Here is a 15354-nt window from a genome sequence, read left to right on the forward strand (position 1 = left end):
TCGGCGGACAGCCACCAACCGGACCTCATACGCGGACGGCCTCGGCGGCGATCTGGAGCCGCACGTCACGGCCTGCCGAAAGGCTCCCGGTTTCCTGAACGAGGTCCTGCACGAGCCCGAACTCGCGGCGGCTGACCGCGGCGTGGGCCACGAAGCCGATCCGGACCTGACCGTCGGCCTCGGTCGCGCCGGTGAACCGGGTGGAGAGTTCCACCGGACATCTGATGGCCCGGACCCTCAGATCGCCCCTCACACCCCAGCGGGCATCGGGATACTCCACGATCTGGGTGCCGGCGAATGAGATGCGGGCGAATCTGTCGACGTCGAAGAATCTGGGAGAACGCAAATCCGTGTCGCGTTCGAGAACGTGTGTGTCGATGCTTCGAGCCGCTATCGACACCTCGACGGAGGAGTCGAGCACGTCCTCGGCGACGACGATCCGGCCGGACACCTCGGAGAATCGGCCACGTACGTGGCCGATGACCAAGTGTTGAGCGCTGAACTCGACGAAGGTGTGCGCCGGATCGAGGTCATAGGTGCCGGCTGCGGGCACCAGCCGGTGATTGACGACGCGCACGGTTCCGGACCCGGTCGCCGCGGTCACGACGCGGCCCACCGGGGGAACAACCTGGCCGCGTTCTCCCCCGCGACCGCGGACCGTTCCGACATTGTCAGGGTGTCATCGGCGTCGAGAGTATCGGTGAAGAACCCTGCGATGTCTTCGCGGGCGTAGGGGAAGTCCGTTCCGAACAGGATGCGGTCGGCTCCGGCGAACGACTTCAGGCTGGGTATCGCCGTACCCGATGACAACGCGGTGTCGAAGTAGAAGCGCTTGAACGCGGCCAGGACGTGGTCCGGATCGGGTGCCTCCGGGCGGAAGACCCGCGCCAGGCCGGCGAACCGCTCGGCGGCGTACGGGACGAAGCCCCCGGCGTGGGACAGGATGACCCGCACGTTCGGGTACCGGTCCAAGGTGCCGTTCAACACGAGCTGGACGGCGGTTCGCGTCGTCTCGAACGGGAAGTCGACCAGCGGGCCCGCCAGGCCGTCCACCCCGGGGAGGACAGGTTGGTGCGGAGTGGCACCGGGATGGATGAACACGACGGCCGCACGCCGGTCCAGTTCGGCCCACAGCGTCTGGAACACCGGGTCGCCCAGGTAGCGGCCCTCGTAGTCGGCCAGCAGCACGACGCCGTCGGCGTCCAGCGAATCCAGAGCGTGGTCGAGTTCGGCGAGGGCGCCGTCCAGGTCCGGCAGCGGCAGCGTTGCGAAGTTCCCGAAGCGGTCGGGCCGGTCGGCGACGACCTTCGCGGTGTATTCGTTGATCCGGCGGGCCATCGCGCGCCGGTCTTCGCCGTCCCATCCGGCCACGCCGGGGGTGCTGACCGAGAGGACCGCGGCGGTGATGGCGTGGGCGTCCATGAAGTCGATCGCCCGCCGCGCCGTCCAGTCAGGCGTCCTGCTTCCGGAGGGATCCCCGCCGTGTGCCGGCATGGCCTGTGCGTAGAACGGTGGAACGATGTGCTGATGGACGTCGATGCGGTTCATGCCGCCTCTCCTGTCAGGTGCGGGCCGTCGCCCTGTTGGTAGCCGCCGTACTCCGCGACCGGGGACCAGGAAGGACTGACCGGCGGCAGCGGTTCGGGTGCCCAGCGCTGGAAGGGCGCCGCGGCGTACACCACTTCGCCGCCGGTGACGGTGAGCACTGATTCGATGGCGGGAATCTGTTCGTCGGGCACGGCCCGCGGGTCCAGGTAGTCGTCGGTCAGAAGGGCGAAGTCGGCGAGCTGTCCCGGGGCGAGGAGGCCCTTGACGTTCTCCTCGCCGCTGAACCAGGCGCTGCCGGCGGTGTAGATCCGCAGCGCTTCCCATCGGGACAGGCGTCCGGCCGGTGCGGCGATCTGCGCACCACCGACCGTCTTCCCGGTGACCAGCCAGTACAGCGATATCCAGGGGTTGTAGCCGGCAACCCGCGTCGCGTCGGTCCCGCCGCCCAGGGGGATCCCGGCCTCCACGATCTGTCGCAGAGGTTGGACATGCTCTGCGGCCTGCGGGCCCTGGTGCTCCAGGAAGTACTCTCCGGCGAACGCCAGTCGGTCCTGGACCGCGATCCCCCCGCCCAGCGCCTTCATCCGCGCGATGTTGGAAGCGCCGATGGTCTCGGCGTGATCGATCGCCCAGCGCGCCGTGTATCCGGTCTCGGCGAAGACCCGCTCGAACACGTCGAGGATCCGCGTGATCGTCTCGTCGTAGGTGGCGTGCACGCGGATCGGCCACTGGCTGGCGGCGATGACCCGTGTCACCTCCTCCAGCTCTGCGAGCGCCGATTCCGGCAGCTCCGGCCGCGGGGCCCGGAAGTCCTCGAAGTCGCTGGCGGACCAGACCAGGATCTCCCCGGCGCCTCGCAGAACGAAGCCGTTGAGCCGGTCCCACGCCTGGTTCACAGCGCGTTGTTCCTCTGCCGCCCAATGCTCCCAGGAGGCCTTCTCAGTACCCGGGCTCTGGGCGAACAGGAAGTGCGAGACCCGCACGCCCAGACCTGGCCGACCGGCCAGGGTCGCGACCGCCGAGTAGTCGTCGGGGTAGGCGACGCCGCTCGCACCGGCGTCGACCACGCTGGTCAGTCCGAATCTGTTGAGTTCGCGCCAGAAGTAGCGGGTCGAGACCAGGCGTTCCTCCTTGGAGGTGTGGGCCGGCAGTTTCGCCAGCAATGCGTAGGCGGCCGGCGTACCGTCGGCGATGTAGCCGCCGTTCTCCGGCGCCTGACCGATCGCTTCGGCGCCGGCGTGGTTGAGGAGGACTCGGCTGTAGGCGAACAGAATGAACACCGGGGTGTTCGGCGCCGCCTCGTTCAGCTCCGCGATGGTGGGCATGCGGCGTTCGGCGAACTGGAACGGCGACCAGCCGCCGATCACTCGTACCCATTGCCCGTCCGGGGTCCGCTTCGCCTGCTCGGCGATCATCTCGAGTGCGCGTTTGAGGGTACGGACGCCGTCCCAGCGCAGTTCGAGGGTGTAGAAGAGCCCGCCGCGGATGGCGTGCAGGTGCGAGTCGTTCAGCCCGGGGATGAGGCGGCGGCCGCCGGCGTCGATGACGCGGGTGGTTCTCTGGCGGCCGCGCAGGACCTCCTCGTCGCCGCCGACCGCCACGACGTGCTCGCCGCTGACCGCGAGCGCGGTCAGCTGCGGACCGTCCTGACGCGTCGGCGCCAGCTTGGCGTGATGGACGATGAGATCGATTTCGGCGGTGTCCGATGTTCCGGGATGTGCGTCAGTCATTTGCCGGCCTCCTGTCTTCGGGTCTCTACAGGCGGACGAGTCCGCCGTCGGCCATGACGGTCTGACCGGTCACCCAGCCGCTGTCGTCACCGGCCAGGAACAGCACCGTTCCGACGATGTCCGCTGAACTCCCGGGCCGCTTGATGGCCTGGGCGCCGGAGAGTTCGGCGATGACAGCGGGGTCGATGTGCGCACGGCCGCCGGGAGTCAGGGATGCCGTGGGGCCGACCGCGTTGACGGTGATCCCGTGCTGGGCGACATCGTTGGCGAGCCCTCTGGTGAAGCCGATGACTCCCATTTTGCTCGACATATAGTGCGCGAGCCCGGGGGCGGGCAGGGCAATCGAATTAGATGTGATGTTGACGATCCTGCCCCAGCCGCCGGCCGTCATCAGCGGCAGCACCGCTTTGGCCATCAAGAACTGGGAGTCCAGATTAATCCGGTGCACTCGGCGCCATAACTCGTAGTCGACGTCGGCGAAAGCAGCGTTCGGATATATACCGGCGTTGTTGACGAGAATGTCGCAGCGCCCGAACTCCTCGCGCAGGACACCTTCCAGGAGCGTGGCCGTATCCGGTTCCGAGACATCCGCAATGATGCCGACGCCGCGTACGCCGGCTGCCTCGACTTTCTCCAGTGTCTCAGTCGCCTTCGATATGTCCACGGCGACGACATCCACGCCACGGCCGGCCAGGCCGATACTGACGGCCTGCCCGAAGCCCTGCGCCGCGCCGGTCACGACAGCGACTCTGCGATATGGGTTCATCCCTCATCCGTTCGTATCTTCCCAGGTCAATCCGGTCGTGGCGGGTCAGGCGCGGAGCCAGGGGTAGCGCTCGGTGTCCGCGCCGGCGTAGTCCGGATCGAGATAGGTGTGGAGCCGGTGAATCCTGAAGTCGCGAATCTCGAAGACGTCACACCAAGCTCCGGCAGAAGTCTGGCCGGCGCGCCATTCGACTCCGTCAGAAGTCACGCCACTGCTCGTTCCCTCCAAGACGACCAGATCGCCCTGCACAACGACGTTGAAGTAGGCGGAATCATGCTCGATCTTCCCGATCATCGCGCCGAGCTGTGGAAAGAATTCGGAGATCTCTTTCTTGCCTCGCATGATGCCGCGCTTGGGGAAGTAGTACGAGGCGTCTTCGTCAAAGAGCTCCAGCGCGTCCCCGCCGGTATCGAGCCGCAGAAGGAAGTCTTTCGCCACCGAAACCCGCTGCTCGTCGGTCATCGTCCCGCTGGTGATAGTCATCTTGCTACCTCTTTCATGGGCTCCTCCACACAATGCTGACGCCACCAGCATGCGGCCGGGCCGAACCGCTGTCAAGCATGAACGTCGAAGATTCGACGCTGACGTCTACGATCGTCGCGACACCGGGGAGGGGGGCTCGCTCGCTGCGGCGATGGACATCGTCGCCGGTCGCAGCCATGTTCCGGGAGAAGGCGTGTCGTCTACGTTGAAAATTTGACGTCTACGTTGACTTTCCGAACCGGCCAGTCCATCGTGGAAGGTAGATCGTCTCGGCGAACCGGCCCGGACCGGTGGACATCGCGGGGGGCGAAGAGGAATTGGGGAGATCGCCATGCTTGACAGCCCGTTCGCGTCTGCGCAGGAGTGGAACGGCAAGATCTACACAGGTGCCTGGGTCGAACCCGGGCTCGGAACCGCCGATGTCCTTGAGAAGGCCACCGGCAAGGTCCTCGCCCAGACGGGCATCGCCTCCGCCGAGGACGTGGCCCGCGCCGCGGCGTCCGCACACCACGCGCAGGCCCAGTGGGCGAAGGTTCCGGGGCCGATCCGCGGCGACATACTGCGGCGGTTCTCGGAGCTGCTGGCCGAGCACGCCGCCCCGGTCGTGGACCAGATGATCCGGGAGACCGGGACGATCCGGGCGAAGGCCGAGTGGGAGGTGCGGATGACCGTCCGCGAGATCCTGGAGGCCGCGGCTCTGGGCAGCGCACCGACCGGAATCCAGGCGGCGAGCGCGGAGGTCGGGCGGTTGAGCGTGGCCCGCCGGGTCCCCGTCGGGGTGGTCGGCATCATCACCCCCTGGAACTCGCCGCTGCTGCTGGCGGCCCGGGCCGTCGGGCCCGCGCTGGCGATGGGCAACGCCGTCTTGCTGAAGCCGGACGTGCAGTCTCCGGTGGCCGGCGGCGTCCTGTACGCCCGGCTGTTCCAGGAGGCCGGGCTGCCCGCCGGGCTGCTGCACGTGTTGCCCGGCGCGATCGAGACCGGGCAGGCCCTGGTCAAGGACCCGGCCGTGGACATGGTCAGCTTCACCGGGTCGACGCGGGCCGGTCGCGAGGTCGGCGCCGTGGCCGGCAGCCTGCTCAAGCGGGTGTCGCTGGAGTTGGGCGGCAACAACCCCTACGTCGTGCTCGACGACGCCGACATCGAGCGGGCGGTGAGCGCCGGAGCGTTCGGCTCCTACTTCCACCAGGGGCAGATCTGCCTCACGGCGGGTCGGCACCTGGTCCACGAGCGGATCGCCGAGACCTACACGGACGCCCTGGTCCGCCACGTCGAGAAGCTCACCGTCGGCGACCCCTACACCAGCGACGTACAACTCGGACCGATGGTCAACGAGCGGCAGGCCGAACGCGCCGAGAAGATCCTCACCGACTCGCTGGCCAAGGGGGCGAAGCTGCTGGCCGGCGGGTCCCGCGACGGCCTGTTCTTCGAGCCGACCGTGCTGGGCGCAGTCCGCCCCGGCATGGCGGCGTTCGACGAGGAGATCTTCGGCCCGATCGCGCCGATCACCACCTTCAGCACCGACGAGGAGGCGATCGCCCTCGCCAACCAGACCGGCTACGGCCTGGTGGCGGCGGTCGTGGGCAAGGATCTGGCGCGCGCCCAGCGGGTCGCCGACGGGATCCACGCCGGGATCGTCCACATCAACGACCAGACCCTCATCCACGAGGTGTACGGCCCGATCGGCGGCACCGGGGACTCCGGCAACGGGTTCAACCACAGCACTCTGACCAATGCCGACCAGTTCTCCGAATGGCAGTGGGTCACCACCCGCACCGAGGTCCCCGAGTACCCCTTCTGAGCGGCCCCGGCCCGCGCCCGACGCGCCGGTCACGGTATCGGTCTCCGGTCCGGTACCGTGACCGGCGACCGGCGACCGGTCTTCCTATGGGCCGCACGACTCCCGGGTCGTCGACGGACTACTGCGCCGCGATGGTCCCGCCGCCGGCGAGTTCTCCATTGTTGTATCCCTTCGATATGTGGAATGCCGCCAGGCCTGGATCCGGCACTGAGCCGGGCGTCTCAGGCCTGGTCCTCGGTGGTATCGGCGGGGGCGCCGGCCGCCTGGAAGCCGGTCAGCCTCCAGGCGCTGCCCTCTCGACGCCAGACCGCGAGATAGACCGCTCTGACGCGGCGATCGATGCCCTCGACCCTGACCTGAAGATCGAGCAGACCGGCGGCCTGCACGGCATCCTCCCCAAGCCGGACAGCCGACCGCACCCGGGGCCGAACCGACCGGAAGTCGAATACTCCCCTTTGGACCTTGTCCAGGAACGAACTCTTATCGTCGACCAGCCCCGTCGAGTGGGCGTAGTACAGCTGCTCTGACAACTGCCCGGCCAGGCCCGCCATGTCCTTGGAGACCAGCAGCGCGGCTCGTTGTCCCTCTAGATCCGACACGAAACCGAGCAGCGCTGTGTCGTCCGTCATGAGGCCTCCTTCACCTTCAGTGATCGCTCGATGATGTCCAGGCTCAGACGCAGCGAATCGAAAGCAGCACCAGCGTCCGGCCAGGCCTCCGGCGTCCGGCCGCGCCCGCGCAGCATGTCGACCGCGGCCTGGGAGACCTGGTTCGCGATCTCCTCGGCGCCGCGTTCCTTTCCGGCCGTGAACCACCAGGCGACCCAGTTGCACATGCCCACGACGGTCAGGGCGGCGATGCGCACGTCGTCGGTCTGAAAGACGCCGGCGCCGATGCCCTCCTCGATGACCGCGGAGAGCTCGGTGAGCACGGTTTTCCGCGCTCGAAGGTGCTGAGCCCGCACGGAATCGGGGAGCGTGGAGTCGGACTGGTTGATCAGGCGGAACGGATCGGGATGCTCGGCGCGATGTCTGACCAGCTCCGCGACGAAGATACGGAGCTTGTCCTCGGGGGTGTGCGCGGTGTTGCGCATCGCGGCCACGGCCTCGTCGAGGGAACGGCTCAGCTCGTCCATCAGCATGACTAGGAGTTGCTCCTTGCTGGCGATGTAGTGGTAGAGCGCCGAGCGCGAGATGCCGACCGCCGCCGCGATGTCGTTCAGGGTCGTCTTCTCGTAGCCCTGGGCGCCGAAGAGCTCTGTCGCTCTGGCGAGAATCTCGCGGGTGAGGAGGGCACGTTGTGAAGCACTGCGGCCAGGAGCGAGCGGCTGGCTACCCATGCTCGTCAGTCGACGGAGAAGTACGGCGGCGGATGGTGCGGTACCGGATCATCCCGCCGCCAAAGGGAAGCGTTCGCTCATCCAACTGCCGATGACGTCCGCGGCCAGGCTGCTTCCGGACGGCTCACCGGGTGCGATGGGCCCGCCGAAGTGCAGACCCCGCACCTGTCGGTGCACGGTGTCGGCCGCCCCGAAGCTCGCCATCATGGCCAGGGCGTCCTGCGGGAAGCCGGCCTGGTCGCCGCTGAGCTCGACAAGCAGTGTGGGTACCGTGACACCGGGGGCGCAGCGTAAGAAGTCTGCGTTGGTAGATGAAGCAGACCATGTGGACAACCAGGCTTGCGGAGTGGACAGCCGTCCGAAGCCGACAAGGCCGTAGTTGGTGAGGTCGGGCCGGCGCCCGAACAACGACCCGTACGGCCGTTCGTTCGGATCCAGCGACAGGTCGACGCTGCGCAGGTCTGCGTCGGTGCGGTACACCGTCACAATCCGCGGCGCCAGTACCCGCCTTCGATCCCCATCACTGCCGGTTCGCTTGAACCGGATACGCGCGGCGTCGGTCTCGGCCACCATCTCGCGGGCTTGAGCATCGATGCGATCAATCCGCGCACGCTGTGCGGCGCGGTAACGCCTGACGAACTCGGGCTCATAGGCGGAACTGACCGGGGCGTCAGCGAAGCCGTTGGCGGGAGAGTACGGGTCCAGCTCAGGGTCGACAGACAGCGGATCCCTCTCGTCGCGGACCGAAGGGTCGATGAGACGCTCCAGGAGTCGCCCCTGGCCCACGTGCGGTGCCACGAACACGGCGGCGTCGGGGACGGGCAACTCGGCGCCGGCCAGATCGACGGGCCGACCCGCTGGACTCCGGGTGATACGGCCCGCCGGGGCAAGGCCGGCCTGCTGATGGTAGAGAGCGGCGAGTGTTCCGCCTCCGGAGTGCCCCAGCGTGACCACGTGGGCGAAGCCTCGCTCCCGGAGGAACACCTGGCCCGCGGCCATGTCGAGCACTGCCTGCTCGTGAAGGAGGTTGAGGTCGTTGTTGACCGAGCGGGTCCCCTGGGTCCACACCGCGGTCCCCCGCGCCAGGAGTTCAGACACCAGCACGTGGTGAGTGAAGTCCTGGCGCGGGTGGATGAGGGTGACCACGGTGCGCGCACCAGGCGGTGTGCGCAGCACTCCGGTGACCTTCGCCCCGTCGGAGGTGCTGAGTTCGTGCAGCGTGGAAACAGTCGACTCCGGGATCTCTCGCGCGTCTATGTAGCGACCCGCTCCCAAGCGGACGGAAGAACTCATCGGTCCTCCACCCGCAGTGCGTCCTTGTCATGCTGGGTGACGCGGGAGTCGATGAGCCCTGCGATGGCGCTGTACCACACCGCGTGGCGGCATCCTGTAGCACGGCGGTCGATCACGATCGCGGTAGGCGAGGCGATCCGGAAGTACGGGCCGATCCGGTCCACGGCGACAGCCGGGTCCTGGGCGGCGACCTGGGGAATCGTGACGTTCTCCGGGACGTCGAGGACGAACAGGGTACTCATGGCCGGGTCATCTCCTTCGCGCCGCCGGCCCGTTCCTGCTCCTGCTCCCATCCCGTGGCACGCTGCACGATCAGTTCGGCCTTGCGGGCGAGGAGCTTGTCCATGCTGGGCTCGGGTCCGGACGCCACATCGACCAGCGCCTCCACGGTCAGCGCGGCGTCGAGGTCTTCTTGCGGGGTGACAGGCCGCAGTGAGCGAGTGATCTCGACCAGGTAGCCGTTGGGATCGTGGGTGTAGACGGACTCGATCGTCTCGTGCATGACCTGCATCTCCACCGGCCAGTGGGACTCGTCGAGCCGCCGGCGGTACTCCAGGAGATCCTGCTCGTCGTCGACGTGGATCGCCAGATGGCGGGAGTTGATGAAGAACTGGGGCACGTCGTCGGTGAACGTGGCGTAGGCGTCGCCGGTGCCGCCGGCACCGCCGGGGGGCTGGAAGCCGAAATAGTAGAAGAAGGCGATGCGGTCCCCGTTACCGATGTCGAAGAAGAAGTGGATGAAGTCCGGATGCCGCTCCGGGCCCCAGCCCGCGGCGCAGATCGAGTGGACGACAGGGAATTTCAGGACATCGCGGTAGAAGCGCACGGTCCCCACGGGGTCGAAGGTGGGGAAGGCCGCGTGATCGACGCCTTTGACCCGGTGCTCGGGCTTGCTCATGGCGGACCTCCTAGGGTCGCTGGGATTCGGGAGCCTCACGTGCTCGACCGGGCGTCCGCCCGGAGCAGGCTCCCGGCCCCGGGGATGTCGACGCGCAGCCCGAGCTTGCGGAGCAGGGTGTACGCGCCTGTGGTCGCGGCGGAGACCACAGGGATCTCGAACTCGTCTTCCGCGGGCTGGACGAGGTCGAGCGAGGGCATCTGCACGCATGCCGAGATGACCAGTGCATCGACCCCCTCCAGATCGAGGTCGCGGGCGGCCTTCATCACCAGGTCTGCCGGGATGCGGCCGACCCGCAGGTTGTCGTCGACCTCCAGGGCGCGCCAATCCGTGACCTCGAAGCCTTCCGCTTCCAGATAGTCCACGACCTGCTGAGCCAGAGGTCGCATATAAGGGGTGACCAATGCGATCCGCTGCGCCTTGAGCGCCCGCAGTCCTTCGCACAAGGCGCCGGCGCTGGAGAGCACCGCGGCGTCGGAGCCGCCGGCGGCCAGTTGCTCCGCCACCGCCGACTCGACGCGCCGGTGCTCGCCGGGACCGCCGGCCGTCAGCGCGACCAGGCAGGCGTAGAGCACAGCGTCGACTCCGGCGTCGCCGAGTTCGAGGATGCAGCGCTCACGCTGGGCGTTCATGGCCCTTAGCTGTTCGGGCGACACGGTGTGCATCCGCATCCGACTGGCGTGGAAGGAGAAGCTCGCCTCCGGGTGGCGACGCAGGATCCGCGGCATCTCCGTCTCGACCGTCACGTTAGAGCTCGGCACAACGAGTCCGACCTTGATCGGTCCAGGCATCTACCGCTCCCATCGATTGACTTTCATGACTATTTTTCGACACACACGTCAGGAAGTCAAGCGCGAGGTCGCCCGAAGTCGATGCGGCAGTTCGCGAAGAACCCGAAGATCTGGCACGTCAGAGGGCATGACAAGGAGCCCGGCTTTGAACCGGGCCGCCTTGGATCAGGCAGAGGTGAAGCTCCGTCGGCGGCACGCCGAGCGCCCGACGCGCATAGCGCAGCGCCCGCCCGCATCGGCACGCTGAGCGCAGCGCTGGAGAACTTGTCCGGTCAGCACCGGAGATGAAACGAGCCCACGAAGGGGCCTCAGGCGCCGTCCGTCGGCAGCAGCCGCTCCAAAGCGTCCAGACTCGAACGGGCCGTGGCCAAAGCGGCCTTGGCCGAGTCCGCCGGGGCCCGGGTCGCGTCGTCAGCGGCCATCATGTCGATCGCGGACTGGCTGATCTGCCGGGCCACAGCGTCGATGTCGTAATCCGGGCCCGAGTGGTACCACCATGCGACCCAGTTACACATCCCGAGCACGCTGAAGGCCGCGACATTGGGGTCGAGCGGCTTGAACTCTCCCCTGTCGATACCCTCTTCGATCACGGCCGAGAGCGCGCTGAGCACGTCGCGGCGCGCCTGGCGATGCTTGGAGCGCATCGGCTCGGGCAGCGCCGACTCCGTCTGGTCGTGAACGCGGAACTGTTGAGGCGATTCCGCCCGCTGCCTGACCAGCATGTCGGTCAGCTCGCGCAGCTTGCCCTCGGGAGTGAGGTCCTCCCGGGCTCTGAGGGCGGCCAACGTGTCGGCGAGGGCTACGCTCATCTGCTCCACCAGCATGGCGAGCAGTTCTTCCTTGCTGGTCACGTAGTGGTAGAGCGCCGTGCGGGAGACCCCCACCGCGGCGGCGATGTCCTGAAGGGTAGTGGTCTCGTAGCCCTTCTCCGCGAACAGCAGCGTCGCCTTCTCCAGGACGTCGCGCGTCACCAAGCTGCGCCGCGCGGTGCTGCGGCGCCCGGTGTCCTGCCCTGTCGGGGCCGACTCCTTGGCCGTCGTGGCGGTGCTCTTCGCGGGCGACTTCGCTGCCATGCCTGGATGATAGCCGCATCCGGCCCGAGATGTCGATAACTCCACTCCCGTGACGAATCCGGCCGGAGCCAGGCCGCTTGTGACTTTGGCGTCGAATATTCGACGCCAGCGGTAGACCGGGTGATCGGGCGGCGCTAGATTGTGGACCATGGACAGAACACCCCTGGACGACGACGTCGCTGCGGCCGGGCTCGTCCCCTACCCGGCCGCGTTCGCCGCCCGCTACCGGGCAGCGGGACTGTGGTCCGGTCAGACTCTGCCGGCAGAACTGGTGGCCGCCGCGGAAACCCACGCGGAGCAGACAGCCCTCATCACCCCGGAGGGGAGCTGGACCTACCGTCGGCTCCTCGATGCGGCCCGGCAGTTCGCCGCCGGCCTGCCTGAGAAGACGAGCCTGCGACCCGGCGACGCCGTGATGTTCCAGATGGGCAACGTGGCGGAGACCGTCGTCGCCTACCTGGGCTGCCTGCTCGCCGGAATGCGTCCGGTCTGCACCCTCCCGCAGCACGGGGTACGCGAAATCAGCGTCCTGGCTCGGCACGTAGGCGCACGCGGCCTCATCCTGCAGGCCGACTTCGGGCGCGGCCATCTGCCCGACAATGCCCGCTCTCTGCTCGCCGACGGGATCGTCGAGGACGTCGTGGTGGCCCGGGGGGCGGCGTTCGCATCAGCCGTGGGCTACGACGAGGTGTTCGCCCGCGGAGCCGGCGCCGCCCCGCAGGCCCTGCCGTACCACCGATGCGGCCCGCAGCAGGTCGCGGTCTTCCAGCTGTCCGGGGGCACGACAGGCCTGCCGAAGGTCGCACCGCGCTTGCACGTGGAGTACGCGTACAACTCCCGGGCGTGGGCCGGGAAACTGGACTGGAACCCCGGCACCGTGGTGCTCTACCCCTTGCCGATCATGCACAACGCAGGGGTTTCCCTCGCTCTCCAGCCCGCCCTGCTCAGCGGTGCGACCCTGGTGCTGGCACCTTCAGCGGACAGCGGCACCCTGCTGGAGCTGATCGAGGCCACCCGCCCCCAGGTCATGCCGCTCGTCCCCCCGGCGGTGGCGATCCGGCTGCTGGAGGATCCGCGGAGCAAGGACGCGGATCTGTCCTGCCTGAAGGACTTCATCATCGGCGGACAGAAGCTGGCCCCGGAAATCGCCGAACGGCTGCGCGACGAGCTGGGCATATCCGTACGGCAGAAATTCGGCATGGCCGAGGGCATGTTCCTGCTCACGCCCGCCGAGGCGAGCGAGCAGGTCCGCCACCACACCGTCGGAGAACCCCTCTCCCCCGCAGACGAGATCCGCATCCTGATTCCCGGCGCGGAAGACGAGGTTCCAGACGGTGACGTGGGCGAGTTGTGCGTGCGCGGCCCCTATACGATCCGCGGCTACTACCGTGCCCCGCAGCACAACCTGCACGCATTCACCGCCGACGGCTTCTACCGCACCGGAGACCTCGCCCGACGTCACGTCATCGACGGCCTCACCTGCTACTCCATCGAGGGCCGGATCAAGGACGTGATCAACCGGGGGGTCGAGAAGATCCACGCCGACGAGGTCGAGGACTTGATGATGCGGCACCCCGCCGTCTCCAACGCGGCGCTGGTGGCCATGCCCGATCCGGTCCTCGGCGAGCGTGGATGCGCCTACGTCGTCCTCGAACCCGGAAGCCAGCCGTTGACGGTGCGGACGCTGGGCGCCTTCCTCCTCGATCAGGGACTGGCCAAGTACAAACTGCCTGAGCGCGTCGAGTTGACGGCCGACCTTCCGTTGACCAATGTCGGCAAGGTCTCCAAGAAGGCCCTGCGCGAGGACATCGAAAGCAAACTACTGCGCGATGTGCCCCCGCCGCGGTCATGACCGCGGCGGGGGCACGGGCGGCTTGCCGGCCGCGGGGAGAACGCGCGTCTCCCCCCGCGGCCGGCTTCGGGCTCAACCGCCGTACACCCGCTGGAAGATGTACTCAGCCGTCATGATGGCCGTCAGGTTGGTGGCGGTGGACGGGACATCGGGGAAGATGGAGGCGTCGACGACGCGGAGGTTCCGGACGCCGCGAACCGCTCCGACACTGTCGACCACGGCCCACTCGTCATCGTCGCCGCCCATGGGCACCGTCGACGTGGGGTGCTCGTAGGACGCGAGGTTGTCGAGGATGGCACGCTCAAGTGCCGCGTCGTCGCCGACAGCTTCCCCGGGGAACATCTCGAACTCGGCGACCTCCTGGAAAAGCGGGCTGGCGCCGATACGCCGGCTCAGCTTGACCGCCTCCACCATCCGGCGAAGGTCACGAGGCTCGGTGAGGAAGTTGTAGTCGATCTCCGGTGCCTCCTTCGGGTCACGGCTGCGCAGGCGGAAACTGCCGAACGCGTCGGGGCGGACTATGGAGACCGCCAGCACGATGGCACCGTTGGTCGGGCTGTAGCTCGGGTCGATCAGGTGGGTGGCTGAGATGTGGATGTCGAGCTCGCCGGGGTCCGCTTCGCTGGACGCGGTCCACACCAGCGCCCCGCCGGCCGGATCCATGGCGAGCTTGCCCGGGCGCAGCGCATACACGTTGAAGTAGAACGGCTGATTCTGCAGGCGCCTGCCGACAGGGAGGTCGGCGACCACGGGGATACCCAGAGTGCGCAGGTCGTCGGCGGGCCCGATGCCAGAGCGGATCAGAATGGCCGGGCTGCCATAGGTACCAGCGGAGAGGACCACCTCGCCGGCGTTGTAGACCTTGCCCTCGGTGGTGACCACGCCGGTGGCCGCACCGTTCTCGGTCAGAACCCGGTCGATCTCGGTGTTCCCCAGGATGGTCAGGTTGGGACGGCGGCGGACCGCGTCGTTCAGGTAGGCCATGCCGGTGTTCTGACGCACGCCGCGGATCACATTGAGCTGATAGGCGGTCACGCCGTTCTGATCGGTGCCGTTGACGTCGGCCAAGCGCTTGAAGCCCTCGGCCGCGGAGGCGTCGATGAAGGCCTGCAGTGACGGCGTGAGCTCTTCGTACCGCATCTGGTGGATGGGCAACGGGCCGGAGCGGCCGCGGTATCGGTCCTCACCGGTGTCGACGGTCTCCAGCTTCTTGTAGGCCTCCAGGACCTCGGCATCCGTCCAGCCGGTCAAGCCGTGCCCGCGCCAACGGGCGAAGTCGGTGGCGCGCGCCCGCAGAGCGACGCCGGCGTTGACTCCCGAACTGCCGCCGAGAACCTTCCCGCGCGGAGCCGCGATCCGCTTGTCGCCCTGTCCGGTGGCGGCGGTGTAGCCCCAGTCGTGGTCCTGGTCACCGCCGACTCGGGCGCCGTTGGTGATGACGTCGGGGTACTCGTCGGGCGCGTAGCGGCGGCCGGCTTCCAGCAGCAGGACCTTCCGGTGCCCGTTCTCGGTCAGCCGGGTGGCCAGGGCAGCGCCGGCCGAGCCGCCGCCGACCACGATGACGTCGAAGTTCTGATCGCTCACAGCATTCACTCCTAGCCGATGGGCCGCGCGAGTCCGCGGCTCGGGGTCGTCCTTGCCCGCCCACTGTACGTCTCTCGCGTCGAATCTTCAACACTGATGTCACATCTCAGGCGTTACCCCAGCTCAAACCCCTCAAGGCCAGCCGTCCTCGGCGGTTCCGGAAGCCATATCCCCGTCTTGACCGGTTGCGAATTGA

Annotated in this window: 15 protein-coding genes; 2 read left to right on the forward strand and 13 right to left on the reverse strand. The window is 67.9% G+C overall.

Features of this window, described 5'->3' with window-relative positions; genetic code table 11:
• Positions 1-25 precede the first annotated feature (25 nt).
• The 5 genes from KGQ19_RS15665 to KGQ19_RS15685 form a co-directional block, all read right to left on the reverse strand.
• A complete protein-coding gene (locus tag KGQ19_RS15665) occupies positions 26-604 on the reverse strand; it encodes a YceI family protein (protein ID WP_212009876.1) in 579 nt (192 codons plus the stop codon).
• Complete coding sequence (locus KGQ19_RS15670; protein ID WP_212009877.1) at positions 601-1548, reverse strand: amidohydrolase family protein; 948 nt, start codon at positions 1546-1548, stop codon at positions 601-603. Before KGQ19_RS15670 ends, KGQ19_RS15665 begins: the two co-directional genes overlap by 4 nt.
• A complete protein-coding gene (locus KGQ19_RS15675; protein ID WP_212009879.1) occupies positions 1545-3278 on the reverse strand; it encodes an amidohydrolase in 1734 nt (577 codons plus the stop codon). Before KGQ19_RS15675 ends, KGQ19_RS15670 begins: the two co-directional genes overlap by 4 nt.
• A 25-nt stretch (positions 3279-3303) precedes the next feature.
• Positions 3304-4017 (reverse strand): SDR family NAD(P)-dependent oxidoreductase, encoded by a 714-nt coding sequence (locus tag KGQ19_RS15680; RefSeq protein WP_212009881.1) that lies wholly within the window; start codon positions 4015-4017, stop codon positions 3304-3306.
• A gap of 72 nt (positions 4018-4089) precedes the next feature.
• The gene (locus KGQ19_RS15685; protein ID WP_212009883.1) at positions 4090-4527 is read right to left on the reverse strand and encodes a nuclear transport factor 2 family protein; all 438 of its coding nucleotides are present in this window, start codon (positions 4525-4527) and stop codon (positions 4090-4092) included.
• Positions 4528-4858: 331 nt separating this feature from the next.
• Here KGQ19_RS15685 and KGQ19_RS15690 point away from each other — a divergent pair, with 331 nt between their 5' ends.
• Positions 4859-6328, forward strand: a complete 1470-nt coding sequence (locus tag KGQ19_RS15690) for a benzaldehyde dehydrogenase (protein WP_212009885.1) — start codon at positions 4859-4861, stop codon at positions 6326-6328.
• Between the two features lie 221 nt (positions 6329-6549).
• On the opposite strand, the gene KGQ19_RS15695 is transcribed toward KGQ19_RS15690, so the two are convergent.
• From KGQ19_RS15695 to KGQ19_RS15725, 7 genes are all read right to left on the reverse strand, one after another.
• A complete protein-coding gene (locus KGQ19_RS15695; protein ID WP_212009887.1) occupies positions 6550-6957 on the reverse strand; it encodes a nuclear transport factor 2 family protein in 408 nt (135 codons plus the stop codon).
• Complete coding sequence (locus KGQ19_RS15700; RefSeq protein ID WP_212009889.1) at positions 6954-7667, reverse strand: TetR/AcrR family transcriptional regulator; 714 nt, start codon at positions 7665-7667, stop codon at positions 6954-6956. The genes KGQ19_RS15695 and KGQ19_RS15700 overlap by 4 nt, the downstream gene beginning before the upstream one ends.
• Before the next feature lie 48 nt (positions 7668-7715).
• Complete coding sequence (locus KGQ19_RS15705) at positions 7716-8960, reverse strand: alpha/beta fold hydrolase (RefSeq protein ID WP_212009890.1); 1245 nt, start codon at positions 8958-8960, stop codon at positions 7716-7718.
• Positions 8957-9202 (reverse strand): hypothetical protein, encoded by a 246-nt coding sequence (locus KGQ19_RS15710; RefSeq protein ID WP_212009891.1) that lies wholly within the window; start codon positions 9200-9202, stop codon positions 8957-8959. Before KGQ19_RS15710 ends, KGQ19_RS15705 begins: the two co-directional genes overlap by 4 nt.
• Positions 9199-9858, reverse strand: a complete 660-nt coding sequence (locus KGQ19_RS15715) for a VOC family protein (protein ID WP_212009892.1) — start codon at positions 9856-9858, stop codon at positions 9199-9201. The genes KGQ19_RS15710 and KGQ19_RS15715 overlap by 4 nt, the downstream gene beginning before the upstream one ends.
• A gap of 35 nt (positions 9859-9893) precedes the next feature.
• Positions 9894-10649 (reverse strand): maleate cis-trans isomerase family protein, encoded by a 756-nt coding sequence (locus KGQ19_RS15720; RefSeq protein ID WP_212009894.1) that lies wholly within the window; start codon positions 10647-10649, stop codon positions 9894-9896.
• A 308-nt stretch (positions 10650-10957) separates the two neighbouring features.
• Complete coding sequence (locus tag KGQ19_RS15725) at positions 10958-11722, reverse strand: TetR/AcrR family transcriptional regulator (protein WP_212009896.1); 765 nt, start codon at positions 11720-11722, stop codon at positions 10958-10960.
• A gap of 148 nt (positions 11723-11870) precedes the next feature.
• On the opposite strand from KGQ19_RS15725, the gene KGQ19_RS15730 reads away from it, so the two are divergent.
• The gene (locus tag KGQ19_RS15730) at positions 11871-13574 is read left to right on the forward strand and encodes an AMP-binding protein (RefSeq protein WP_212009897.1); all 1704 of its coding nucleotides are present in this window, start codon (positions 11871-11873) and stop codon (positions 13572-13574) included.
• Between the two features lie 72 nt (positions 13575-13646).
• On the opposite strand, the gene KGQ19_RS51900 is transcribed toward KGQ19_RS15730, so the two are convergent.
• Positions 13647-15167: a GMC family oxidoreductase gene (locus tag KGQ19_RS51900; RefSeq protein ID WP_438801866.1), complete on the reverse strand. Its 1521-nt coding sequence runs from the start codon at positions 15165-15167 to the stop codon at positions 13647-13649.
• Positions 15168-15354 lie beyond the last annotated feature (187 nt).

The organism is Catenulispora pinistramenti (assembly GCF_018274385.1).
In the GTDB taxonomy this organism is placed as follows: Bacteria; Actinomycetota; Actinomycetes; order Streptomycetales; family Catenulisporaceae; genus Catenulispora; species Catenulispora pinistramenti.

What these genes read in the sequence shown, in the direction of transcription:
- KGQ19_RS15715 (WP_212009892.1), bottom strand. Translation starts at nt 9,858, where the DNA reads ATGAGCAAGCCCGAGCACCGGGTCAAAGGCGTCGATCACGCGGCCTTC.
- KGQ19_RS15675 (WP_212009879.1), bottom strand. Translation starts at nt 3,278, where the DNA reads ATGACTGACGCACATCCCGGAACATCGGACACCGCCGAAATCGATCTC.
- KGQ19_RS15700 (WP_212009889.1), bottom strand. Translation starts at nt 7,667, where the DNA reads ATGGGTAGCCAGCCGCTCGCTCCTGGCCGCAGTGCTTCACAACGTGCC.
- KGQ19_RS15725 (WP_212009896.1), bottom strand. Translation starts at nt 11,722, where the DNA reads ATGGCAGCGAAGTCGCCCGCGAAGAGCACCGCCACGACGGCCAAGGAG.
- KGQ19_RS15720 (WP_212009894.1), bottom strand. Translation starts at nt 10,649, where the DNA reads ATGCCTGGACCGATCAAGGTCGGACTCGTTGTGCCGAGCTCTAACGTG.
- KGQ19_RS15710 (WP_212009891.1), bottom strand. Translation starts at nt 9,202, where the DNA reads ATGAGTACCCTGTTCGTCCTCGACGTCCCGGAGAACGTCACGATTCCC.
- KGQ19_RS15670 (WP_212009877.1), bottom strand. Translation starts at nt 1,548, where the DNA reads ATGAACCGCATCGACGTCCATCAGCACATCGTTCCACCGTTCTACGCA.
- KGQ19_RS15690 (WP_212009885.1), top strand. Translation starts at nt 4,859, where the DNA reads ATGCTTGACAGCCCGTTCGCGTCTGCGCAGGAGTGGAACGGCAAGATC.
- KGQ19_RS15730 (WP_212009897.1), top strand. Translation starts at nt 11,871, where the DNA reads ATGGACAGAACACCCCTGGACGACGACGTCGCTGCGGCCGGGCTCGTC.
- KGQ19_RS15695 (WP_212009887.1), bottom strand. Translation starts at nt 6,957, where the DNA reads ATGACGGACGACACAGCGCTGCTCGGTTTCGTGTCGGATCTAGAGGGA.
- KGQ19_RS15705 (WP_212009890.1), bottom strand. Translation starts at nt 8,960, where the DNA reads ATGAGTTCTTCCGTCCGCTTGGGAGCGGGTCGCTACATAGACGCGCGA.
- KGQ19_RS15685 (WP_212009883.1), bottom strand. Translation starts at nt 4,527, where the DNA reads ATGACTATCACCAGCGGGACGATGACCGACGAGCAGCGGGTTTCGGTG.